Source organism: Labilibaculum sp. DW002 (assembly GCF_029029525.1).
Classification (GTDB): Bacteria; Bacteroidota; Bacteroidia; order Bacteroidales; family Marinifilaceae; genus Paralabilibaculum; species Paralabilibaculum antarcticum.
Map to the genome: position 1 here is coordinate 583,415 of NZ_JAKJSC010000001.1, position 22,686 is coordinate 606,100.

21 protein-coding genes are annotated in these 22,686 nt (G+C 35.7%); 6 read left to right on the top strand and 15 right to left on the bottom strand.

Annotation, left to right across the window (positions count from 1 at the left end; genetic code table 11):
* Positions 1-207 precede the first annotated feature (207 nt).
* On the top strand, positions 208-2,106 hold the full coding sequence (gene pepF, locus L3049_RS02275; RefSeq protein ID WP_275108157.1) for an oligoendopeptidase F: 1,899 nt from the start codon (positions 208-210) through the stop codon (positions 2,104-2,106).
* 74 nt (positions 2,107-2,180) lie between these two features.
* Here the strand turns inward: pepF and L3049_RS02280 are convergent, their stop codons facing one another.
* The gene (locus L3049_RS02280) at positions 2,181-2,834 is read right to left on the bottom strand and encodes an NAD-dependent epimerase/dehydratase family protein (RefSeq protein ID WP_275108158.1); all 654 of its coding nucleotides are present in this window, start codon (positions 2,832-2,834) and stop codon (positions 2,181-2,183) included.
* Positions 2,835-3,023: 189 nt separating this feature from the next.
* Between L3049_RS02280 and L3049_RS02285 the strand changes: the two genes are divergently transcribed.
* The gene (locus tag L3049_RS02285; RefSeq protein ID WP_275108159.1) at positions 3,024-3,485 is read left to right on the top strand and encodes a nuclear transport factor 2 family protein; all 462 of its coding nucleotides are present in this window, start codon (positions 3,024-3,026) and stop codon (positions 3,483-3,485) included.
* 782 nt (positions 3,486-4,267) lie between these two features.
* Here L3049_RS02285 and L3049_RS02290 read toward each other — a convergent pair.
* Complete coding sequence (locus L3049_RS02290; protein ID WP_275108160.1) at positions 4,268-5,566, bottom strand: glycoside hydrolase family 117 protein; 1,299 nt, start codon at positions 5,564-5,566, stop codon at positions 4,268-4,270.
* Positions 5,567-5,576: 10 nt separating this feature from the next.
* Positions 5,577-8,099 (bottom strand): glycoside hydrolase family 2 TIM barrel-domain containing protein, encoded by a 2,523-nt coding sequence (locus tag L3049_RS02295; protein ID WP_275108161.1) that lies wholly within the window; start codon positions 8,097-8,099, stop codon positions 5,577-5,579.
* Between the two features lie 205 nt (positions 8,100-8,304).
* On the opposite strand from L3049_RS02295, the gene L3049_RS02300 reads away from it, so the two are divergent.
* A complete protein-coding gene (locus L3049_RS02300; protein WP_275108162.1) occupies positions 8,305-9,942 on the top strand; it encodes a tetratricopeptide repeat protein in 1,638 nt (545 codons plus the stop codon).
* Between the two features lie 57 nt (positions 9,943-9,999).
* On the opposite strand, the gene L3049_RS02305 is transcribed toward L3049_RS02300, so the two are convergent.
* Positions 10,000-11,232, bottom strand: a complete 1,233-nt coding sequence (locus L3049_RS02305; protein ID WP_275108163.1) for a threonine/serine exporter family protein — start codon at positions 11,230-11,232, stop codon at positions 10,000-10,002.
* 242 nt (positions 11,233-11,474) lie between these two features.
* Between L3049_RS02305 and L3049_RS02310 the strand changes: the two genes are divergently transcribed.
* Complete coding sequence (locus tag L3049_RS02310; protein ID WP_275108164.1) at positions 11,475-13,106, top strand: SulP family inorganic anion transporter; 1,632 nt, start codon at positions 11,475-11,477, stop codon at positions 13,104-13,106.
* A gap of 79 nt (positions 13,107-13,185) precedes the next feature.
* Here L3049_RS02310 and L3049_RS02315 read toward each other — a convergent pair whose 3' ends face one another.
* The 10 genes from L3049_RS02315 to L3049_RS02360 form a co-directional block, all read right to left on the bottom strand.
* Positions 13,186-13,602, bottom strand: a complete 417-nt coding sequence (locus L3049_RS02315) for an acyl-CoA thioesterase (RefSeq protein WP_275108165.1) — start codon at positions 13,600-13,602, stop codon at positions 13,186-13,188.
* A complete protein-coding gene (locus L3049_RS02320) occupies positions 13,599-14,486 on the bottom strand; it encodes a P-loop NTPase (RefSeq protein WP_275108166.1) in 888 nt (295 codons plus the stop codon). The genes L3049_RS02315 and L3049_RS02320 overlap by 4 nt, the downstream gene beginning before the upstream one ends.
* Positions 14,479-15,354, bottom strand: coding sequence for an ATP-binding protein (locus tag L3049_RS02325; protein WP_275108167.1), 876 nt, complete (start codon positions 15,352-15,354; stop codon positions 14,479-14,481). Before L3049_RS02325 ends, L3049_RS02320 begins: the two co-directional genes overlap by 8 nt.
* Entirely contained in the window at positions 15,344-16,204 is an 861-nt protein-coding gene (locus L3049_RS02330) for a damage-control phosphatase ARMT1 family protein (protein ID WP_342753424.1), read from the bottom strand. Before L3049_RS02330 ends, L3049_RS02325 begins: the two co-directional genes overlap by 11 nt.
* A 1-nt stretch (position 16,205) precedes the next feature.
* Positions 16,206-16,538 carry a NifB/NifX family molybdenum-iron cluster-binding protein gene (locus tag L3049_RS02335; protein ID WP_275108169.1) on the bottom strand — a complete coding sequence of 111 codons (333 nt, stop codon included), beginning with the start codon at positions 16,536-16,538 and terminating at the stop codon, positions 16,206-16,208.
* A gap of 137 nt (positions 16,539-16,675) precedes the next feature.
* Complete coding sequence (locus L3049_RS02340; protein WP_275108170.1) at positions 16,676-16,873, bottom strand: DUF5320 domain-containing protein; 198 nt, start codon at positions 16,871-16,873, stop codon at positions 16,676-16,678.
* Between the two features lie 12 nt (positions 16,874-16,885).
* Entirely contained in the window at positions 16,886-17,071 is a 186-nt protein-coding gene (locus tag L3049_RS02345; protein WP_275108171.1) for a DUF5320 domain-containing protein, read from the bottom strand.
* An 11-nt stretch (positions 17,072-17,082) separates the two neighbouring features.
* Positions 17,083-17,400 (bottom strand): NifB/NifX family molybdenum-iron cluster-binding protein, encoded by a 318-nt coding sequence (locus L3049_RS02350; protein WP_275108172.1) that lies wholly within the window; start codon positions 17,398-17,400, stop codon positions 17,083-17,085.
* A gap of 4 nt (positions 17,401-17,404) precedes the next feature.
* Positions 17,405-17,809 (bottom strand): DUF134 domain-containing protein, encoded by a 405-nt coding sequence (locus L3049_RS02355; RefSeq protein WP_275108173.1) that lies wholly within the window; start codon positions 17,807-17,809, stop codon positions 17,405-17,407.
* Positions 17,810-17,942: 133 nt separating this feature from the next.
* Positions 17,943-18,707 carry an SDR family NAD(P)-dependent oxidoreductase gene (locus tag L3049_RS02360; RefSeq protein ID WP_275108174.1) on the bottom strand — a complete coding sequence of 255 codons (765 nt, stop codon included), beginning with the start codon at positions 18,705-18,707 and terminating at the stop codon, positions 17,943-17,945.
* Between the two features lie 371 nt (positions 18,708-19,078).
* Between L3049_RS02360 and trpB the strand changes: the two genes are divergently transcribed.
* Both trpB and arfB read left to right on the top strand, forming a co-directional pair.
* On the top strand, positions 19,079-20,284 hold the full coding sequence (gene trpB, locus L3049_RS02365) for a tryptophan synthase subunit beta (RefSeq protein ID WP_275108175.1): 1,206 nt from the start codon (positions 19,079-19,081) through the stop codon (positions 20,282-20,284).
* 166 nt (positions 20,285-20,450) lie between these two features.
* Positions 20,451-20,867, top strand: coding sequence for an alternative ribosome rescue aminoacyl-tRNA hydrolase ArfB (gene arfB, locus L3049_RS02370; protein WP_275108176.1), 417 nt, complete (start codon positions 20,451-20,453; stop codon positions 20,865-20,867).
* Between the two features lie 56 nt (positions 20,868-20,923).
* Here the strand turns inward: arfB and L3049_RS02375 are convergent, their stop codons facing one another.
* Complete coding sequence (locus L3049_RS02375) at positions 20,924-22,528, bottom strand: fumarate hydratase (protein WP_275108177.1); 1,605 nt, start codon at positions 22,526-22,528, stop codon at positions 20,924-20,926.
* Positions 22,529-22,686 lie beyond the last annotated feature (158 nt).

Genomic DNA, 22,686 nt, shown 5'->3' on the forward strand with positions numbered 1-22,686 from the left:
TGTATCGCTTTGCATTTTATAAGCTAAGCCACAGGATAAAATCATGCAGTAGCTAGGGAAGATAAACTTCGCTAGCCTATATCCAACCGCTTACATCCCGAAGATTTAGCCGTACATCGAAAAAAGATTTTTCATCATATCAATCCTTATATATTTGTGCTATCTATAATTTGCATAGATAACATACACTAAATAAATTAAGGAAAAATGAACTTAACACAGGTAAAAAGAATCTTTTTATTAGCAGTTGTGGCCGTTTCGATGCTAGCACAAGCTAATGCACAGGTGAATTACAAAACCCGTGAAGAAATTCCAGAGAAATACAAATGGAACTTTTCTGATATTTATAAAACATGGGATGCTTGGGAAGCTGATTTCGGAGCTATAAAAACTGACATGGAAGAGATCATCTCTTACAAGGGAACTCTTGGAAATAGCTCAAACGATTTATTGAAGCTAATGAAAACCCAAGAGAGTTTAATGAAGAAAGCCTATAAGGTTTATCAATTTGTTTCTTTCCAATCGACTGTAGACTCTCGTAATATGGAATTGCAAGCTAAATTGCAACAAGTTGGACTTTTGTTTGCCAGTTTTGGACCTACAACAGCATGGATTGCACCAGAAATGATTGCGATACCTGAAGCTACCATGAAAGAATGGTTGGCTGAAAACAAAGACTTAAATGTTTACAAGTTTGAATTGTTAGACATGTATCGTATGCAGAAGCATGTATTAGATGAAAAAATGGGACGATTGGTTTCTTTCTTTTCTCAGTCATCGGGTACAGCTGGTAGCGTATTTAAAGCCTTGTCTACAACAGATATCGAATTCCAGGAGATTGAATTGTCAGATGGTAAGAAGGTAAAAGTAACTCCAGGCATGTATTCACATATCACGAGTACTAACTTGAATCAGGAAGATCGTAAGAAAGCTTACGAAGCCTTATATGATGTTTATTACAAGAATAAAAACACTTATGCTGCTATTTACGAAGGTATCATTCAATCGAAATGGGCTAATGCTCGTGCAGCAAATTATGAGTCAAATTTAGATGCATCTCTTGAAGGGAATAACATTCCTAAGGATGTTTATTTGAATCTTATCAATACAGTTAGAGAAAATACGGCTCCTGTGCAGAAATACACAAAACTTCGTAAAAAGATTTTAGGTCTTGAGAAGTATTATGGTTTCGATGGTTCAATGAGCTTAGTTGATTTCCACAAAACATACCCATATGAAGAGGCTGTTGAGATCGTAACAGAATCTGTTCTTCCTTTAGGAAAAGAATATCAAGCTAAACTAGCTAAAGCAACAGCTTCAGGATGGTTAGACGTGTATGAGAACCCGGGTAAGCGCGGTGGTGCTTTTTCTGCCGGAGTATACGGCGTTCACCCATACATGTTATTAAACTACGATGAGACTTTAGAGTATGTATTTACTTTAGCTCACGAGCTTGGTCATACCATGCACACAACTCTATCTAACGAAACTCAGCCTTTCGCAACGCATGGTTATACCATTTTTGTTGCTGAAGTAGCTTCTACTTTCAACGAGCGTTTACTGTTAGATCATATGATGGAGAATACTAAAGATCCTAAGGAGCGTATTGCTTTATTGAATCAAGCTATTCAAGGAATCATTGGAACTTTCTATGCTCAAACGATGTTTGCTGATTTCGAATATCAAGCTCACACAATGATTGAGAAAAATCAGCCGGTTAATGCAGATATCTTCGCAAAGATTTGGGGTGATATTGCACAGAAGTACTATGGTGATGTTTCAGAGAAAACGAAATATTCAAACTACCCTTGGACTCGTATTCCCCACTTCTACAATTCACCTTTCTACGTTTACCAGTATGCAACTTGCTATGCATCATCGGCTAAATTGTACAAGGATGTAACTGAAGGTAAAAAGAAAGATAGAAAAGCGGCTCTTAAGCGCTACACAACTTTATTGCAATCTGGTGGAAACGATTTCCCAATGGAGCAATTGAAAAAAGCTGGTGTTGACTTGTCAAAACCAGAAGCTATTCTAGCGGTAATCAAACAACTTGATGAATTGGTTGACCAATTGGCTATCGAAATTGAAAAGCTTGAAAAATAATTGTCCTTAATTATAAATAGCAAAGGCAGTTCCTTAGGGAACTGCCTTTTTTGCTTCTATGCTTTTCTTTTTTTTTATTTCAGATACGAAAACGCATCTCTATTTTCGACCGTATTGTGTCCCGAACCTTTTATGCCAACTCTAAACATGGCTTTTGCCAAGTCTGTTGACTTTATACTGGCCGATGGTCCCATTAATTTAATCAATGGATAAAGTGTTCGGTACAGGCGATAACTAAAATTAGGTTCGTATCGCTTGCTTACCGGATAAATGTATCCTGGCCGAAAAGTAGAAATGTTATCTAAGTTAGCGAACAGATAGTTTTCAGCCATTCCCTTGTACTTCGCAAAAGATATACGACTTTTTTCTTTTCGATCGGCTCCTGCTCCACTTAAAAAAATCAAATTAGCTTTGGGACTATGCTTTTTCAACATCTTAGTAAAAGCGATGGTAAAATCTACCGTAATCTCTTTAAATTGCTCATCGGGAACTGCTCCTGTGTACACGCCAATGCAAAAATAAACCACATCGATATTTTCAAACGCATTTTCATGATTTGAATAATCTAAAAAATCAGTAATTACAAGTTCATTCAGTTTATCATGTTGTTCACTCCTCTTTTTTCTCACTAAACTGGTCACTTTACTGATTTCCTGAGAATCTAAACAGTATTGCAGAATTAAATCCCCTATCATTCCACTAGCTCCAGTTATTAGTACATTCTTCATGCGTGTTTTATTTCAATTAGATCTTATAATAAGGAAGAATCCTAGCTTCTTCATAAAGCTCGTAGCAAGATAAGAAACTAATCTGCCTTTTTATATTCGATTGGCAAAGTTGAATCTTTTGGCTTATATTTAATTCTGCTATTAAACCACATACCAATTATACATTTTCATCCTTTAAAAAGCGAAAAAATGAAACGATTAATTCTTGTATTTGCAGTAATTGCGATGTGCACGCATGCTTTTGCACAAGATGTAAGCCAAGACAAAGAGGCTATCAAGAAAGTAATTCAAACAGCTTATGTAGATGGATTACAGAATGAAGGCGATATGGATAAAATTGATTCTGGAATTCACCCAGACTTCAACCTACTGGGAATTGGTGAAAATAACAACATGTGGAAGCTTCCTATTGACAAATGGAAAGAACAAACAGCAAAGAAAAAGGCCGATGGTAAATTTCCTAGAACTGGAGATAAATTGGTAAGTGTAAAATTTGAATCTATTGATATTACAGGAACCGCTGCGGTTGCAAAAATCCAATTCTATGTAGGCAAAAAACTAACTTACGTTGATTACATCTCCCTTTACAAATTCGATAACGGATGGAAAATGGTGAATAAAATCTACTACAAGTTTCCAGATATGAAGTAATTTAATTTAGAAAATGAAAGGCCACTGCGAAATTGAATTGCAGTGGCCTTTTAATTTCTAGATCTACATTAATTTGGAATGAGGAACACAGAGAAAAACATTTAACCACAAAGGTAAACGAAGGATATCACAAAGAACACAAAGGAAATTAATTCCACGATACAATAAAACATTTACCACAGAGGCACAGAGGAACACAGAGAAAAACATTTAACCACAAAGGTAAACGAAGGATATCACAAAGAACACAAAGGAAATTAATTCCACAATACAATAAAACATTTACCACAGAGGCACAGAGGAACACAGAGAAAAATTTTAAACACCAAGGTAAACGAAGGATATCACAAAGAACACAAAGGAAATTAATTCCACAATACAATAAAACATTTACCACAGAGGCACCGAGGAACACAGAGAAAAATTTTAACCACAAAGGCAAACAAAGGATCTCACAAAGAACACAAAGGAAATTAATTCCACAATACAATAAAACATCTACCACAGAGGCACCGAGGAACACAGAGAAAAATTTTAAACACCAAGGTAAACGAAGGATCTCACGAAGTAAATGAATTGCAAGATTCATTAAAAACATTTACCACAGAGTTACACCGAGAAAAAATATTTAACCACAAAGGCAAACAAAGGATCTCAAAAAGACAAAAAGAAAAATAATTGCACGATACAATAAAACATTTACCACAGTGTTACACAGAGAAAGGCCACTACAAATTGAATTGCAGTGACCTTTTCATTAGCCTAAAATAAGATTCAGAGGCTTATTTTTTTGCCTCCTGAAGTGCCTTGTTTTCCTCAAGAATACGTGCTTTTTGATGTCCATTCAAGCCATGCTTGTAATAATGTTCAGGTTTATAATAAATATGATTTTGCTTCATTCCCTCCTCATGCACATCCTGGCTCAAATCACAATCAAAACGCAATAATACCGCATGGTTTTCTTTCCATGTTGTAACCGTTGTTAAATGTGAAATTCCCCAAGTAATTCCTCTTCCATCTTTTGTGTCGGTAAAAGCATCTGGAATAAATGGACCTCCAGCATTAGGCATCAACGAAACGATTGAAGCAATGTTAAAATTTACTCCATCTTTGGCATACTGAATGGTATTGTGCTCGTTACCATCACGAATTACCAAAGCTGCAATCCCCTCTTTAAATGGAAAGAGTGTGGTTTCGTGTCCTGAGTTAATTACCGGATTTAGCGAACATTTTGTAAATGGTCCCAATGGATTATCTGCCGTTGCTAAACCTTGCATACGAATCAAATTTGGCTTTCCATTCGCATCCGACTTGTAATACAAATAGATTTTCCCTTTGTACACCAATGGATATGGATCGTGAATAGAATACTGATCCCACGCTCCTGCTGCTCCGTTTGGAATCACAATTTTATTGTAAGGAGTCCATGGCCCATCAGGCGAATTTGCGTAAGAAACTGCAACTGGGCAATCGTCACCACGTTTGCCACTAGCTTGCATAAAACCTTGATAATACAAGTAATATTTGCCTTTCCATTCCAAAATATCTGTTGTTGAAACCGATCTCCATCCTACATGAGGTTTCGGTGGACGAGGTACAGCAACACCTTGCTCTTCCCAAGTAAAACCATCTTCACTAGTTGCATACCAAATTTCACACAAATCCCAATCGCTCGATGGAATGGTATCATTACACTTCGCTGCTCCTTGAGGCGGCGTTGGCGTATTACGATACGTATACCAAACGTAATACTTTCCATTGGCAAAAATTACCTTAGAAGGATCTCGACGAGAAATAGTACCATTGTGATTGTTGTAATCAAAACCTTTTAGCTCGGTATATTTGAATTGTGTATAAAGTTCATTGCCCTGAGGGATTGGTGCCATATACGCATCGTAGTTACGCTCCATTGCGGCACTTAAGGCTCGTTTTGGCTTCTCTTTCGGAAGTTTAAAAGGAAACGCATCCTCCGAAGAATAAACAGCCCTATCAGAATCATCATGACGAGCACTTTGTTTTGAATCATTACATCCCGACAAGGCAATTACAATACCTGCAAGAAATAGAAAATATTTTTTCATAGCGATCTAATTATTTAATTGAAAGTTGAATGGTATTACTCTTAATATCTTCTGATGAAGCTGAAATTTCAGCAGAGCCTGTTTTGGTTGTTGACTGAACAATCATCATGCAACGGCCTTTGTGACTTGTAACACTGTTCGATTGATAATCTTCTGTATTTCTAGCAGAACCATTATCAACGCCCAACAATTTAACATCTCCTTCTATCTCAAAAGTAATTTTTGCATTCTCAGCAATCACAGGATTATTATCCTTATCGAAAAGCTGAGCAAAAATATGAGCTACTTCGTATCCATCCGCAGTTAACCTTGTTTTATCAACAGTTAGTTTAATGCTTACCGGCGCAGATGATGTCGCAATTTGACTAGAGGTATCTTTGCCATCTGTAACACCTTTTGCTACTAATTTTCCTTCTTGAAAAGGAACAAACCATTTGTAAATACGATCTTCAAAATCTATCAGATTTTTAGAACCTAAAGATTTTCCATTTAGGAATAACTCAACCTTTGGGCAATTTGAAATTACTTCAACAATTACATCTTGTCCTTTCTTATAATTCCAGTGTTCTTCTACAGGATACCACACCCAAGTACGTTTTTGCCATTTCCCTGTTTTTTTCTCGACAATCTTCTTATTTAGCAGTTTGTATTCAGATTTTTTAAGTGTGTTAGAACTGATATAGATATGAGCATCATCTTGCCAAAGTGTTTTGTACATATGGAAGTTAGGTTTTTCGAAACCAGCCAAATCGAGCAATCCACTTTCGGTAGCTTTGCGTGGCCATTGTCCGTTCGATTCCCCTAAATAATCCGTTCCAGTCCAAAGAAAAGTACCAGAAACAGAAGGACGTTCCTGAATGGCCTTCCACTCGTGCCATTGTCCTAAATTTTCAGTTCCCATTACAATTTTATCTGGATAGTTCTTTCTTGCATAATCATACATTACACGACGGTAACTAAAGCCAACAATATCCAAGGCATCGGCATAACCTGTTTCAAAACTTGCCGATGGAAGGATACAATTTGCAATTACTGGGCGGCTCGTATCCAACTCTTTTGTCAATGAAGCTAATTTTTGAGCTGTTGCGCCAATGTTATGATCTTTTGCAGAAAGACTATTGTATACTGAACGTATTTTTTCTGTTGAAAAAGGAGGTTGAGACCAGAAATATCCACCTTGCCAATCCATATTATTAAAAAATCCTGTAGCTATTTTATTTCGAGGGTAAGTCCATTCAATTTCGTTACCAATACTCCACTGAAAAACAGATGGATGGTTGCGATGAGCCAAGATGGTATTCTTTAAATCAAATTCAGCCCATTCTTGAAAATGCTCTGTATATCCACGAGTAATGTAATCATCATGACGCTCATTCATGTTTAAGCGTTTGTCTTTTGGATAGTCCCACTCATCGAAAAATTCATCTTGAACCAAAAATCCCATTTCATCACATAACTCTAGCAACTCTTCGGATGCTGGATTGTGCGAAATACGTAAGGCATTACATCCTCCATCTTTCAAGATCTCTAAACGACGTCTCCAAACACCTTTAGGAACTGCGGCGCCAACCAAACCACCATCGTGATGCTGACATACGCCTTTAATTTTCATATTTACACCATTCAAAAAGAAACCTTCTTTCTTATCAAAACGGATCGAGCGAATACCAAAAGTCGTTTTATAGGAATCTATTGTTTGATCTAACTGTACAATTTTTGTTACGGCTTGATATAAATTAGGAGAATCAATACTCCACAATTCAGGTTTTTCAATTGAAACAGATTGCATTAAAGTCGTTTCTCCTTTCTTTAGTTTCAATACATTTGAAACAGCTTCGCCAACTTTAACTCCTGCAGGGTTAAAAAACGCAGTACTAACTATGCAAGATTGCATCTCATCATACTCATTTGATACTTTTACATCAATAGAAACTGTCGCTTCATCTTTAGATACCTTAGGAGTCCTTACAAAAGTTCCCCAAATTGGAATGTGTAGCTTGTTGACCGTAATTAACTTTACATTCCTATAAATTCCCGATCCGCTATACCATCGACTATCCGCATATCTTGTATGATCAACCTTTACAGCAATTACATTGTCTTTTCCAGACTCGTTCAAATAGGGAGTTAAATTGAAATAAAAAGGGGTATAACCATTAGGGTGATTGCCTAATTTATTCCCATTAAGCCATATTTCAGAGTTATTATAGATGCCATCAAATAAAATATAGGTTGATTCGTTCGTTTTGGCATCTATCGAAAAATGCTTTCGATACCATCCTAATCCTCCTGGAAGATACCCAGTACAACCTTCTCCATTAATTGAATCAAAAGGGAATTCAATACTCCAATCGTGCGGTAAATCTACGGTACGCCATGATGCATCATCTGTGTTTAAGAAATAGGCATCATTGACTTTCTCTAAGGAAAATTTCCATCCAAAATTAAAATCCGATTCTCGGTCTATTTTCTGGACTGATTGGCATGCGCACAAAATGAGAACTGACAATCCTAGAATTAATTTATTAATCATACGGGGAATACTTTTACTTAATTTCATATTACGATTACCCGAAGATGCATCAATAGATGTGCAACACCACAAAAATTACATGGACAAAAACTGAACAATGCCCATTTTAAAAGCTTTTAATACTGAACAAATAAAGTTTTACATTTAAATTTATACCTTTAAAAATGGACAATACACTACTACACTGACTTAACAACAACTCGAAATGACATATAGACTAATCATCCTTCTGTTTCTACTTCAACCATTCATCCTTTTCGGCCAAAAAGACTCAGTAACTACTATTCAGAATCCGAAACAATCAGATGATGTTTTTCTAAATTTAGACAATCGGTATAGCAAAAAATACTCAGAAGAAACAGTGTATGAATTAAAAAATCAATACGCCAAACAAATGGCTAATGGTGATACCTTAAAAGCAATAAACACCATTTCGAAGCTTGGTAACATTTATGCAAATCATGCATCCTATTCCTTAGCTTATCAGCAATTTTGGGATGCTCTTTTATTAGCTGATGAATTGAACGACATAAAAACTACCGCTAGATCCTTAGAAGACCTAGCTTGGCTATACATCTCCTTCAAAAGAAAAGAAGAAGCAATTGAATATTTTCAAATTTCCTTAAAAATAAAGAAACAACTAATTGCAAAAAATGAATTAGCTAAAAAAAATCTAATCCCTAATTATTATGGTCTTACAACACTTTATAGAGAAACGAATGAACCTTTAAAATCAAAAGCTTACCTAGATAGCTGCTTCATGATTCATTACTCAGGAAGAGATTCTAAGCAAGATAAACCGTTCTTACAAGCAGAAGAAAGCTACTATCACTTAAATCAAAATCATGACACTCAAGCTCTTGAAAGCATGCATTCCATTGAGCCATGGTTTATAAAAAATCAACCAGATTATCTGGTAATGCTTTATTCATTTATAGGGGATGCCTACAAAAAAACAAGACAATACGATAAGAGTGAACGCTACTATAAAAGATCTATAGAAATAAGTAAGAATTATAAAAGTCACATGAATTACATCCCAAGAGTGTATGAGCATTTATCGGAGCTTTATATAAACATAGGGAATTATAAAAATGCGCACCAATATTTACTGGAAGCCAAGCGCTTAAATGAACAATTATTTGACAGCAGAAGTGAAAACAACAAAGCCTTATTTGAAATAAATGATGAATTTAGAAAGGTTAAAGAAGCTCAAAATGAATTAATACAAGAACAACGTTTGGCTCAATTAGAACAAGAGGATCGCATTTGGTTTTTACAAAAACTATTGCTGATTGGTACGATCATTTTCATCCTTATTGTGGTAATATTTTACGTTCGATATTTAAAAAGCAGACATCAAACACAACAAAAAATAGCGAGAGAAAAACGGGAGTTAGAAAATAGAAAGAATAGAGAATTGCTTGAACTCAAAAATAAAGAATTAGCCATATCTGCTCTTCAACTTATTGAAAAAGATGAGCTATTAAAACAATTGAAGACCAGTTTAACAAATAATCCTGTTCCTCCAACTGAATCTGAAGTAAACAAACTATTTAAATCAATTTCGCTTAGCAATGCACAAAACTGGAAGCAATTCGAAGCTCGTTTTGTATCTGTAAATCAAGCTTTTTTTAAGAAGATTAACAGTACTTACCCAAAGCTTACCGCAGGAGATCTAAGATTGTGTGCTTTGGTTCGATTGAATTTTTCGAGCAAAGACATTTCCAAATTAATGGGTATATCGAATGAAAGTGTTCACACGTTGCGTTATCGTTTAAGAAAGAAAATGGGACTTGCTAGAGCTGATAACTTGTTTAAACATCTTGAACAATTAGGGTAAAAATGAAAAGGGACGTAAATGATGATTTACGTCCCTTTTTTTTGAATTTATATATCCTTATTTCTGACTAACAATTTTAGTAGATGGCCTCTTATTATGACTATCGATAAAACTTCCTGAGAAAATTAACCCACCAATTATTCCCATAAATATATATAGCACTTGAGTTCCCATGTTGCTCTGTACTCCTCCAGCACCAAGAAAAACACTGCTTAAACCTATAAATGCTTTGCTACCCGGAACAAGCATTATGATTCCAGGAACTAAAAATACCAATTGAGGCGAACGTGTAATTTTACTAAATAACTTACTGATACTTACAGCCACTATTGTTCCAATAAAAATACTCACCAATATACCAGCAAAGTCAAATAATGTAGTCGTATAAAAACTTACAAATCCAGCAATTACACAATATATTATATCTCTTGATCGAACCTTAAATACAATTCCAAGACTCAGTGCCAAGGTAATAATTGCAATATAGTCAAGCCATTCAGGAACATCATTTACCACATGATTCGGCTGTAAATCTATAAACAAAGGCAAAATAGCTAAGCCCAATACAACTCCAAAAAATTGCTTAAAAAGAGACACCAGCGCATCAAACAACTTTGCCGTTCCTGACACCAAACTCCTTGAAGTAATTTCTTCCAAAGCTGTTGTAATCGATAAACCTGGAATAAATACAATGATTGAGGCCAAAATGGTCATGGAAATATTGATTTGCTCAAAATGCAAAGACAACAAACCTGTAATTACCGTTGCTACAAAAGCAACTAGCGACTCTAATGCACTACGAATATATCCCGATTTTTGAGCTAAAATTGTAATCCCATAAATAATCGCACCTATAAAAGATGCAGTTATAGCAGAAGCCCAACTGGTATCTAATATCATACTAAAAGCACCTGCCGATAAAATGAAAGCAAGTGATTCCAATATTTTACCATAACTCAAAGGTGCTGTCTTCAATCTTTCAATTTCAACCTTAGCTTGTTCAAAACTAATCGCATTTGATATTACACCGTTGGTTATTTCCACAATTCGAGAAAGTGCACCTAAATTTAAATCGCCTGGGTGCACACACTCTACATAATTATAGGTTTGCTCATCCTCCTCGTAAAATACGTAGTTTATCCAGGTGGGTGTATCCATAAAACTGCCTTTAATCCCTTTCTTCTCTGCAATCTCAGTTAAATAAATTTGAGATTTATAAGAAGGCACACCGTAGGTATGTAGAGCTTTGCCCAACTGCACTATAAATTTGTATTTCTCTGGAATTTGCATTTTCTAGTTTTTAACCAATCTTTTGTTTCGAAAAATCGAACAAAAATACAATTAATTTAAGCAGTACAATTCACTTAGAGCAAATATGACAAAAGAAATCAACTAGTAAACAATACATATTTCAATCATCTTATATTTCATTTTGATAAATTTTTCACTTTTTTAAAAATATAGCAAGTATTGAGGATAACGAGAGCCAATATGCATTACTTTTGCAGGCTCAATCAAACAAAACTTAAGAAATGAAGTCTATTTTTAGACCTAAATTATTCTCTGTTCTCAAGGGTTATAATGCTCAATCTTTTCAAAAAGATTTATTTGCAGGAATAATTGTAGGTATTGTGGCACTGCCATTAGCTATTGCTTTTGCCGTTGCTTCGGGTGTTTCGCCAGAAAAAGGATTAATAACAGCAATTGTAGCTGGATTTATAATTTCCCTTTTGGGAGGTAGCCGCGTTCAAATTGGAGGTCCAACTGGTGCTTTCATTGTTATCGTTTACGGTATTGTTAGCCAATATGGAGTAGATGGTTTAATGATTTCGACCTTTTTAGCCGGAATTATTCTCATCCTATTTGGTCTTTTACGATTAGGTGCTGTTTTAAAATTTATCCCACACCCCTTAATTGTTGGCTTCACTTCGGGTATTGCTTTAGTGATTTTCTCTACTCAAATGAAAGCTGCATTTGGCTTGCAAATAGACGAAATCCCTTCAGAGTTTATTGCTAAATGGGTTTGCTATTTTTCAAATTTATCGAGTATTAACCTGTATTCTATTGCGATTAGCGCAGGTACAATTTTACTTACCTTATTCGCTGGTAAAATTATTCCTAAAATACCTGGTTCATTTATTGCTATACTCGCAATGACAGCCTTGGTGCAAGCATTTGATATGCCTGTAGATACGATTGAATCGGTTTATGGAAGCATTCCTAATTCAATTAGCTTTGATATGCCTAACCTCGATTGGTCTCAAATACCTAATTATATTCAACCTGCCATTACCATTGCTATTTTAGGTGCAATTGAATCTTTATTATCTGCTGTTGTTGCCGATGGTATGATTGGTGGAAATCATCGTTCGAACACCGAATTAATAGCTCAAGGAGTTGCAAATCTATTTTCACCAATATTCGGCGGTATTCCTGCAACAGGCGCCATTGCAAGAACAGCTACCAATGTAAAAAATGGCGGAAGAACACCAATTGCAGGTATCATTCACGCGTTAACTTTACTTCTAATCATGTTGATCTTCGGACAGTGGGCAAAATTAATTCCAATGTCTTGTCTTGCGGGTATCTTAATTGTAGTATCCTACAACATGAGTGAGTGGCGATCTTTCCGTTCAATACTTAAAGGATCAAGATTTGATATCATTGTATTGCTTACTACTTTCTTTCTAACGGTATTGGTAGATTTAACTGTAGCCATTGAAATGGGAATTGTTTTGGCTGCCTTAATTTTCATGTATCGTATGTCGAAAATTAATGGTGTATTTCAACCAGAATTCGAATCCGATGAAATTCAGAATTACAATCAACTTCCAAAGGAGATTGAAATATATGAAATTAGTGGACCGTTCTTTTTTGCTGCCGCAAAACGTTACCAGGAAACATTGCGAAATCTTAAAGGTTCAACTGCTGTACTGATCATTCGAATGCGACACGTACCATTTATCGATGGAACTGGAATTCACAACTTCACCGAAATCATTAAAAGCATGGAAAAAAGAAAGACAAAGGTGATTTTATCTGGAGTGAACAAAGAAGTTTTGCAAGAAATTAATCGTAGCGAAATTGCCGATTTCATATCACAAAAAGACATTTTCGATAATTTTGATGATGCTCTTCAATCAGCAAAAGCATTTTTAAAGTAAAAGGAAAACCGGACGTAAGCAAAAGCTAATCGTCCGGTTTTTTTCATATTTGAAATCTAATCGTAAAAGTTCAAATTAATTAGCTTACCATTTCAAACTCTGCTTGTAAAGCATTTAAAATCAATTCTGGAGTACGTTGAGGCTTTCGACTATCCTTATCTACAAATACAACAGTTGAATCGGCTTTGCACACTTTTTCTCCTTTATCATTTTCAAAAACAAACTCAATATAAAAACGAGTAGTAGGTAACTTTTTAATACATGTTCTAATCGTTAGCTCATTATCGTAGCCTGAAGGCTTTAAATATTTCAAGTTCATCTCAATTACGGGCATCATAATCCCATTATCTTCCAAAACTTTATCATTAACACCAAAGTTACGCAGTAATTCTGTTCTCGCTTGATGACAATAGCTCACGTAATTACCGTGATACACGTATCCCATTTGATCAACCTCGTCGTAACGTGGTCTTATTTTATATTCGCCTGATATCATTTCTTTGCTTCAATTACTGGCTCTGTAACATTGTGCCAAATTTCTCGAATTGTTTCTGAAATATTAGATTTAGGATCAAATTCAACAATTGTTTTCTTTGCTACAATAGATTCTACCATGCATTCGCTGAAAGGTATTTTACCAATTACTTCAACTCCTTGAATAGTGAAGAAGCGTTCCATTTGCCCTGTTATTTCAGGGTTAATATCATGCTTATTGATAACCGCATACATTGGAACAGAAAAACTTTTTACCAGTTCCATTAATCGAATTGCATCATGAAAACCGGATTTACTTGGTTCCGTAATTAAAATTATTTTATCGGCACCAGTAACCGATGCAATTGCAGCGCAGCCAACTCCTGGAGGTCCATCATTCAATATAAAATCGGCATTTATACTACGAGCTTTTTCTTTGGCTTTTTTTCTAACTACCGAAACCAGCTTACCTGAATTCTCCTCACCGGGACCCATTTTCGCATGCAAAAGAGAACCAAAGCGAGTATCAGAAACGAACCAATGGTTATTTATACTGTGCTCCGAATCGATCGCTTGAACAGGACAAATTCTTTCACAAAGTCTGCAACCTTCGCACTCAAATGGATTTATCTCTAATCCACCTTGCGTTTTATAATGAATTGCCCCAAAGCGACACTCGGCTTTACATATCCCACAATTGGTGCAAATCTCGGTATCAATACTTGCAATTCGAGCACCTTGAAAAACATGAGTCTCCTTGATTTTCGGTTCTAAAATTAAATGAAGATCTGGAGCATCTACATCAATATCAGCAAATACTGTATTGGAAGCAACCGAAGCTAAAGCTGCAGTTAACCCCGTTTTTCCTGTTCCGCCTTTACCGCTAAGTATGGTAATTTCAATCATTTTTCATTCTGTTTTTCAAGTAAATTGCCAATTTTAAATATTCTTGTTCAATTAGCGGTGGAATATTTGTAAGCAACTGCCCTTTTGCATATTGCACTGCATATTCTTTATCAAAAGGAATCTCTGCAAGCAATTCTATATTCTCCTCTTTTAAATATTTGTAAACCTCTAAATCACCTAAACCGGCCTTGTTAATAACCAACCCGAAAGGTTTCTTCATTTCTTTCATCAGGTCTACGGTTAATTGCAAATCATATAAGCCAAAAGGTGTTGGTTCTGTTACAAGAATTACAAAGTCTGCTTCGGAAACCGTTTCAACCACAGGACAACTGGTACCTGGAGGCGCATCAAAAATGACAATTCCCTCTTCTACTCCAATACTTGATTTTAAATCTTTTATAATTCGTGTTTGCATTGGTGAGCCAATACGCAAGCTTCCCTCAACTAATCTAGCTCCATTCTCTGTCCGATAATGTGTTATCTCTCCAATAGTATGATCTACTTCTGCAATTGCATCAAATTTACACGCATGAAGACATGCGCCACACGAATGGCACAAGTTCGGATCAACAACAGCATAATTCACCGAGGGAATTATTGAAATTGCATTAAATTCACAGTACTCTTCACACTTTTTACAAAAAGTACATTTCTCTGTATTAATTTCAGGAACAGGCTGATTAACGACCTCATGACTTTCAACATTCGTATTTCTAAAAAATAGTAAATCATTTGGCTCTTCTACATCACAATCTACTAATTGAACATTTTTTGTCCATTTTTCGTCAATTGCAGAAAACAAATTAACAGCAACAGTTGTTTTACCTGTTCCTCCTTTGCCACTAACAATAGCAACTTTATAAGCCATAGTTTCCTCTCTTATTTTCAGTAATAACCAAGTCTCTCTTTTTTACACCAAGTTTATTAGCCATTAAATCACATTTAGTCATTAAAAGAAAGAATAGATTCACTCTTTTCTCATTTAGTAAACCTTCAAAATTTCCTTGGCCTTTAGAAATCACTACATCAGCACTCTCAAATAAGGATTGTAGGTTTTCAGAACAATTCTCAAGTAATGTAGATGGAGCATCATGTCCGTTAGATATGACCGTACAAACATCCTGTAATCCTATCGAATTAGCATCTTGAAGAGTCACATCATTAATAATAGGTTCGTCACGAACAACAAATGTTAAATTTGGATGTTTTAAAGTTTCAATAAATAACTTATCGAATACAATTTCTCCTGCATTATCGCCTATATACAAAACACTTTTTGCCTTATTTATTGCATCGAACATTTTGCATCGATCATCTATCGCAAACTCTTTCTTTAGAAGCGTTTCAATTTCAGCAAGAATATCATCAGGAACAGAGTGTGCTCCATAGTCAATAATATTTCCTATTACGGATAATTTTGCAGCTAAATGCAATGGGTTCTTGGCCTCATTTACTAACGTTTGCCAATTTTCATACTGTGAATAGAGCAATTCGTTTGCTTCTTTCTTTTCATCAGCATATAAGTTTTCTGTTGCAAAGGTTTTTTTTGCTAAACGATGCAAAAGCAAAGAAATATAAGGTGCTGATAAGGATTTACTATTGGTGATAATATAATCTGCTTTTGTGAAAAATTCCTTTGCCTGCCTTGGCTCAGGTTTAAATTTCCCCACAATCTGTTTTACCGTTTTTGCTTGACAAACCAAACATTCAGTATTCATACTAGTGATCACAACAGTTTGCAGTAAAACTGATACTCTTATTCAAAAATCCTTCTACCAATTGCTTTGCCTCCAAAGCTGGAGCACCAACAAATACGTTAACGTTGTTGCTGTTAAAAATCTGAATGGCTCTTCCACCCATTCCACCAGCAAGTACATCAGTAACACCTAAATTCGCCAAAAACGGAGGTAATTTACCTGGTTCATGTGGTGGTGCTGCAATTAATTCTTCCGCAACAATTGACTGATTCTCAACTTCCATTAATGCAAAATGGCTACAATGTCCAAAATGTGCATCTAATACACCTTCTTTTACTGGTACTGCAATTTTCATACGAAATATTTTAATTGAAAATTCTGATTTTAAATTTCCTTCTTATTAATAATTCAATTTTTAAAATTATAAAACACAAGCGCATACAAAAACAAATTCTTATACACTTGTGCTTAGGCTACTCAAGATAAGTCTGTTTACTGATCGCGCCCTAATCCTTGTCCGCGTCCCTTACCCCTTTTTGCTCCAAAACCTCTTCCCAAACCTCTTCCCGTAACTTTTTCTTCAGAATCATTCTGGGCATCTTGTTTTTCTCCTTGAGAATTGCATTTCCCTAATCCTCTTCCTGATCGGGAACCTTTTCCCTTTGGGCCTGTTCTGTCTAATCTGGGCATCTTTACCTCCTTTTAAACCGATTTATTGCTCTTTAATCTTTTCCCTCTACCTTTACCACATCCACTTTTTCTTTTTAGGCCTTGACCTTCTCCTAATTTTTCTAGCAGCGTTGGCATATCATTAGAGGTGCATTTGCCAAGTTTTCGTCCTTTTTGGAATCCTGTTCCATCAGGTCCTGTTCCATCAAGTTTTGGCATCATGAGAAATTTTAAGAATTTAAATTATCGATGATATTTTGAACTGTATTGTTATCATCTTTTAAGATTACCATTTGAATGTTGAATTTTTCGAGTAATTCTTTTGCTTTAGGTCCAAAATCACCTGAAATCACCTTCTGAACACCCAAATCTGCGACTGTTTCAACAGCCTTGGTTCCTGCTCCCGAAGCTGCATTTATACTTTCATTTTCGAAAAACTGAACTTCTTTTGTTTCTTCATCAAATAAACAAAACCAACCAGCTCGTCCAAAACGCAAATCAAAAATCGAATTCAATTGATCTCCTGTTGATGTTATTATTGTCTTCATATTTTTATTTGTTAATTAATTCTATAAGATTTGATTTACATGCTGGACATGCATCACTCTCAATGGTTTTAGGAATATTAAATCGAGCATGACATTTATTACACACATACCAATCCTTATCCATAATTGCATTTCCAAAAACCGTCTTAATTATTTTTGTTTCAACTAGTGCTGTTGCTATTTTACGGCGAGCAGTTTCATAAATCCTTGCGAAGGTTGGTCTAGAAACACCCATGATTTCCGCAGCCTCTTTATGATTTAGTAAATCATAATCTGCTAACTTCAATGCTTCGTACTCTTCGTAAAACAAGTCAATTGATTTTTTCGTACCTGCATTTACTCCAAAAGGCCTATAACCTTTAAATCTTGGAGGCTCCACTACTTTTCTTAATCGTATTTTTCTCGGCATAAGGAAATATTTTCAACAAATATAATGAGAATATTCTCATTTCACAAATAATTACAATCCTATCTAAAGACAAATAAACAAAAAAAGAGAGGCCTTCTCGGGCCTCAATATTTAACACTTATACTTAGCTAATTTAAACTTTTTCTTCTTCGGATATAAAATGAGCAAATTGCTTCTCAACAGTTACAGGTTCTGTAAGATATAATTCTCCAACTTGTTTTGACATTACATCTGGAAACACATATTCTTTTCCCTCTATCAATCCGTTTACAATCTCTTTAGCAACATTAATAGGTGAATCTTTCTCCATATCCAAATCTTTCGTCATCTCTGTCTCAATTGGACCAGGATAAACGCCCATTACTAAAATATTATTCATCAGTAACTCACCTCGTAAACCTTGCGTAATACTATGAACAGCAGCTTTAGAAGCGGAATACGCACCCGCAATAGGCATACTCGCTAAACCCAAAACAGATGAAATATTAACAATTGCAGCACATTCTCTTTGTTTTAAACGATCAATTAATGAAACGGTAAGCTTTACCAGACCCCAAACATTAACTTCAAAGTTAACTGCCATACTATCTAGAGTCTCATCAGAACAAAAGCCTCCTGCTTCATAAACGCCAGCATTATTAATTAATATTTCAACATCCTTCGTTAACCTTGTTGTTTTAATTATTGACTTATCATCTCGTAAATCTAAAAAAACAGGTACCAAACGATTCCCATATTCGGGTTTAAGGTCATCCATAGACTTTAAATCACGAACACCGGCATACACTTTCTTAGCACCCTTCTCAAGTAACTCAATGGTAATAGCTCTTCCGATTCCTCTGTTAGCCCCACTAATAAAGACTACCCTGCCTCGAGGGGACACTTTAATTTCCTTCATCACAACCTCCTATTTTAATTCAAACCATTATTTAAATTGATTCTACCTAAAATACAAATATCCTCGTCCAATAGCAATGTAAATTATTCACTCATTCCCAATTTAGAATGCAAGAACATGTATCAAGGGGGTAAATGAACTATTTTTATTATCTTTGTTTCTGTCGTTTTATTTTGGCAATTTCTTATCGGGGTGCGAGTAATCTATAATCTTTTCCAATAGCATTCCTGGCTGGAGATGAAAAGAAGTAAAACGTCTGATAACCGGACTCTAGAGACTAAATCTTTACGAATCCGGTTATTTTTATATTGTGAATAACCACTTGCATTGTAAAATGCAATTATCAAATACGAACCAAAATTATTAATAACATGTCAACGAATTATTTCAAGACAAATCCTGATGAAAAAGGATATTTTGGAGATTACGGCGGAAGCTTTATTCCAGAAGTTTTAGAAGAGGAAATGAAACGAATTAATGAAGCTTACTACTCCATTAGTAAATCCCATGAATTTATTTCCGAATTAAGAAGTATCCGTAAACACTTTCAGGGGCGTCCAACACCTGTTTACTACTGTAATCGCTTATCAGAAAAGTATGGTGGACGTATTTACCTTAAACGAGAAGATCTAAACCACTCTGGAGCCCATAAATTAAACCACTGTATGGGTGAGGCTTTATTGGCTAAATACATGGGCAAAAAGAAACTTATCGCTGAAACCGGAGCTGGCCAGCATGGTGTAGCTTTAGCTACTGCTGCGGCCTATTTCGGCCTGGAATGTGAAATTCATATGGGTGAAGTGGATATCGCTAAAGAGCATCCCAATGTGATGCGAATGAAAATACTTGGGGCGACAGTTATTCCTGTTAGTCATGGACTAAAAACACTTAAAGAAGCTGTAGATTCAGCCTTTCAGGCATATTTAAAAGATCCTATCAATACAATCTATTGCATTGGTTCTGTTGTAGGCCCTCATCCATTTCCGATGATGGTTCGTGAATTCCAACGTGTTGTAGGTATTGAGGCTCGTGACCAGTTTGAAGAGATGACTGGTGAGCAGCCTGACAATGTAGTCGCTTGTGTTGGTGGTGGTAGTAACGCCATGGGTATTTTCTCTGCTTTCCTGGACGATACAGATATCAAACTTCATGGTGTTGAGCCGGCTGGTCATGGTATTGATAAGGAAGGCCAACATGCTGCAACACTAACATTGGGCAAACCAGGTGTTATTCACGGCTTCAAGTGCTATACACTGCAAGATGAGAAAGGAGAACCTGCACCCGTCTATTCTGTTGCCAGTGGTCTTGATTATCCAGGTGTTGGCCCCGAACATTCAATGCTTAAAGATCTGGAGCGAGCAGAATATCATCATATTAATGATAAGGAGTGTATTGATGCCTTTTTCGAACTAAGTAGATTGGAAGGAATCATTCCAGCTCTTGAGTCGGCTCATGCTATTGCTTATGCAATTAAATTAGCCAAAGCTAAGCCTAAGCAATCAATACTTGTTAACCTTAGTGGTCGTGGAGATAAAGATCTTGACTATGTTCTTGAAACATATGGTTTACCAGAATAAATAAATTAATATATTTTATTAATGCCATCCAATTTGGATGGCATTTTTCATATCTAATTAATCCCTCATACTAAAATCTATTTTTGTACGTTTGTATCTGAACAGGAATTGAGCAAGAAAAATATCTTTTGTTCAGTTACTATTTTCGACTTATATTTACAATACTATGGCAGAGCAATATAAATTTACAAAAGACTTATCAAAAGAATTCGAATTCATTACTTCAAGAAGTAGTGGACCAGGGGGACAAAACGTTAATAAAGTAAATTCTAAAGTAGAATTACGCTTTCCACTTTTTGATTCTAAAATTTTAACTGATGAAGAAAAACAAATTATTTTTGTGAAATTGTATCATCACATCAATTCTGATGGAATTTTATCGGTTACGGCTCAAAATGAAAGATCTCAAGTACAGAATAAGGAAATTGCCATTGAAAAATTTTATCAATGGGTTGAAATCGCGTTAACTCCTGTCAAACCAAGAAAAAAGACTCGACCAACAAGGGCTTCAAAAGAAAAAAGACTAGAAGGGAAACAGGCTCAAGCTAAAAAAAAGGAAAGTAGAAAAAAACCTGAATTATAAAATACAAAAAGGGTGACCCAATGGATCACCCTATATTTTTGTCCTAAAATGACTTCTTACATATCTGCAAAGAAGTCATTTCCTTTATCATCAACAATAATAAAAGCAGGGAAATTCTCAACGCGAATCTTACGAACTGCTTCCATTCCTAATTCAGGAAAATCAATTACTTCGATAGACTTAATACTGTTTTTTGCTAAAACTGCAGCTGGTCCACCAATCGATCCCAAGTAGAAACCTCCATTTGCATGACAAGCATCAGTAACCGCCTTAGAACGGTTTCCTTTAGCCACCATAACCATAGAGCCTCCTACTTTTTGGAATACATCAACATATGAATCCATACGGCCTGCTGTAGTTGGTCCAAAACTTCCTGAAGGCATTCCTTTAGGTGTTTTAGCTGGTCCGGCATAATAAACAGGATGATTCTTGAAATATTCAGGCATTTCCTTACCCTCATCCAACATTTGCTTAATCTGTGCATGTGCAATATCACGTGCTACAATCAAAGTTCCGTTCAGGCTTAAACGCGTTTTAATTGGATACTTAGACAACTCCTTACGAATATCTTCCATTGGTTGATCCAAATCAATCTCAACAGCATCCTTCAAGTGTGGTGCCTCCTTTGGCAGATATTTAAATGGTTCCTTCTCTAATTCTTCTAAGAAAATACCATCTTCGTTAATCTTCGCTTTAATATTTCTATCTGCTGAACAGCTCACCCCTAATCCAACAGGACAAGAAGCCGCGTGACGTGGCAAACGAATCACCTTAACATCGTGTACGAAATACTTACCTCCAAACTGAGCTCCAATTTCACTGTTACGACAAATATCAACAACACGTTTCTCCCACTCTAAGTCGCGAAAAGCCTGACCACCTTCGTTACCTTCATTAGGCAAATGATCGAAATAACCTGTTGATGCTTTTTTAACTGTAGCCAAATTAGCTTCAGCTGATGTTCCACCTATTACAAGTGCTAAGTGATAAGGAGGACAAGCCGAAGTACCAAGATCTTTAATTTTCTCAGTAATAAACTTAGTTAAGTTCTCTTCATTCAACAAAGCTTTTGTTTGCTGATACAAGAATGTCTTATTACCTGAACCTCCACCTTTGGTAAGGAAAAGAAATTCATATGCATTACCTTGATTTGCATAAATATCGATTTGAGCAGGGAGGTTATTGCCTGTATTCTTTTCTTCGAACATGCTAAAAGGAACCACCTGAGAATAACGCAGATTACGCTCTTGATAAGTATCGTAAACACCTTGTGATAAATGCTTAGCATCATCAGCACCTGTATAAACGTCTTCTCCTTTTTTTCCAACAACAATAGCTGTCCCTGTATCCTGACATGTAGGTAATTCTCCTTCAGCAGAGACAACCTGATTCAGTAACATAGTATGAGCCACAAATCTATCATTATCTGAAGCCTCAGGATCTTGAAGTATCGTTCTTAATTTCTCCAGGTGTGCAGGACGTAAATAAAAAGAAACATCGGCAAAAGCTTGCTTAGATAGCATCTCTAGTCCCTTAGGATCCACTTTAAGAATTTTTCTTCCATCTACTTCGATAGTCGATACAAAGTCTTTAGTCAATAGACGATATTGGGTCGTATCCTTTGTTATAGGAAATGGTTTTTGGTAGTTAAAATCAGACATGATATAATGTTTTTATAATTTTGTATTTACAAATCAATTGCAACAATCAAAAATGGAAACATCAATCCTTGATTATTGTCATAGACAAATATAAGATAAATTGCAGTTTGCTGTTCGATAAATTAGCTATTCTAAAACATTGCCCTGCAACATAAGCT

What these genes read in the sequence shown, in the direction of transcription:
- L3049_RS02280 (WP_275108158.1), bottom strand. Translation starts at nt 2,834, where the DNA reads ATGAAGAATGTACTAATAACTGGAGCTAGTGGAATGATAGGGGATTTA.
- arfB (WP_275108176.1), top strand. Translation starts at nt 20,451, where the DNA reads ATGGCAGAGCAATATAAATTTACAAAAGACTTATCAAAAGAATTCGAA.
- L3049_RS02360 (WP_275108174.1), bottom strand. Translation starts at nt 18,707, where the DNA reads ATGAAGGAAATTAAAGTGTCCCCTCGAGGCAGGGTAGTCTTTATTAGT.
- L3049_RS02315 (WP_275108165.1), bottom strand. Translation starts at nt 13,602, where the DNA reads ATGATATCAGGCGAATATAAAATAAGACCACGTTACGACGAGGTTGAT.
- L3049_RS02325 (WP_275108167.1), bottom strand. Translation starts at nt 15,354, where the DNA reads ATGGCTTATAAAGTTGCTATTGTTAGTGGCAAAGGAGGAACAGGTAAA.
- L3049_RS02345 (WP_275108171.1), bottom strand. Translation starts at nt 17,071, where the DNA reads ATGCCAAAACTTGATGGAACAGGACCTGATGGAACAGGATTCCAAAAA.
- L3049_RS02335 (WP_275108169.1), bottom strand. Translation starts at nt 16,538, where the DNA reads ATGAAAATTGCAGTACCAGTAAAAGAAGGTGTATTAGATGCACATTTT.
- L3049_RS02340 (WP_275108170.1), bottom strand. Translation starts at nt 16,873, where the DNA reads ATGCCCAGATTAGACAGAACAGGCCCAAAGGGAAAAGGTTCCCGATCA.
- L3049_RS02305 (WP_275108163.1), bottom strand. Translation starts at nt 11,232, where the DNA reads ATGCAAATTCCAGAGAAATACAAATTTATAGTGCAGTTGGGCAAAGCT.
- L3049_RS02300 (WP_275108162.1), top strand. Translation starts at nt 8,305, where the DNA reads ATGACATATAGACTAATCATCCTTCTGTTTCTACTTCAACCATTCATC.
- trpB (WP_275108175.1), top strand. Translation starts at nt 19,079, where the DNA reads ATGTCAACGAATTATTTCAAGACAAATCCTGATGAAAAAGGATATTTT.
- L3049_RS02355 (WP_275108173.1), bottom strand. Translation starts at nt 17,809, where the DNA reads ATGCCGAGAAAAATACGATTAAGAAAAGTAGTGGAGCCTCCAAGATTT.
- L3049_RS02290 (WP_275108160.1), bottom strand. Translation starts at nt 5,566, where the DNA reads ATGAAAAAATATTTTCTATTTCTTGCAGGTATTGTAATTGCCTTGTCG.
- pepF (WP_275108157.1), top strand. Translation starts at nt 208, where the DNA reads ATGAACTTAACACAGGTAAAAAGAATCTTTTTATTAGCAGTTGTGGCC.
- L3049_RS02375 (WP_275108177.1), bottom strand. Translation starts at nt 22,528, where the DNA reads ATGTCTGATTTTAACTACCAAAAACCATTTCCTATAACAAAGGATACG.
- L3049_RS02285 (WP_275108159.1), top strand. Translation starts at nt 3,024, where the DNA reads ATGAAACGATTAATTCTTGTATTTGCAGTAATTGCGATGTGCACGCAT.
- L3049_RS02295 (WP_275108161.1), bottom strand. Translation starts at nt 8,099, where the DNA reads ATGATTAATAAATTAATTCTAGGATTGTCAGTTCTCATTTTGTGCGCA.
- L3049_RS02330 (WP_342753424.1), bottom strand. Translation starts at nt 16,204, where the DNA reads ATGAATACTGAATGTTTGGTTTGTCAAGCAAAAACGGTAAAACAGATT.
- L3049_RS02350 (WP_275108172.1), bottom strand. Translation starts at nt 17,400, where the DNA reads ATGAAGACAATAATAACATCAACAGGAGATCAATTGAATTCGATTTTT.
- L3049_RS02320 (WP_275108166.1), bottom strand. Translation starts at nt 14,486, where the DNA reads ATGATTGAAATTACCATACTTAGCGGTAAAGGCGGAACAGGAAAAACG.
- L3049_RS02310 (WP_275108164.1), top strand. Translation starts at nt 11,475, where the DNA reads ATGAAGTCTATTTTTAGACCTAAATTATTCTCTGTTCTCAAGGGTTAT.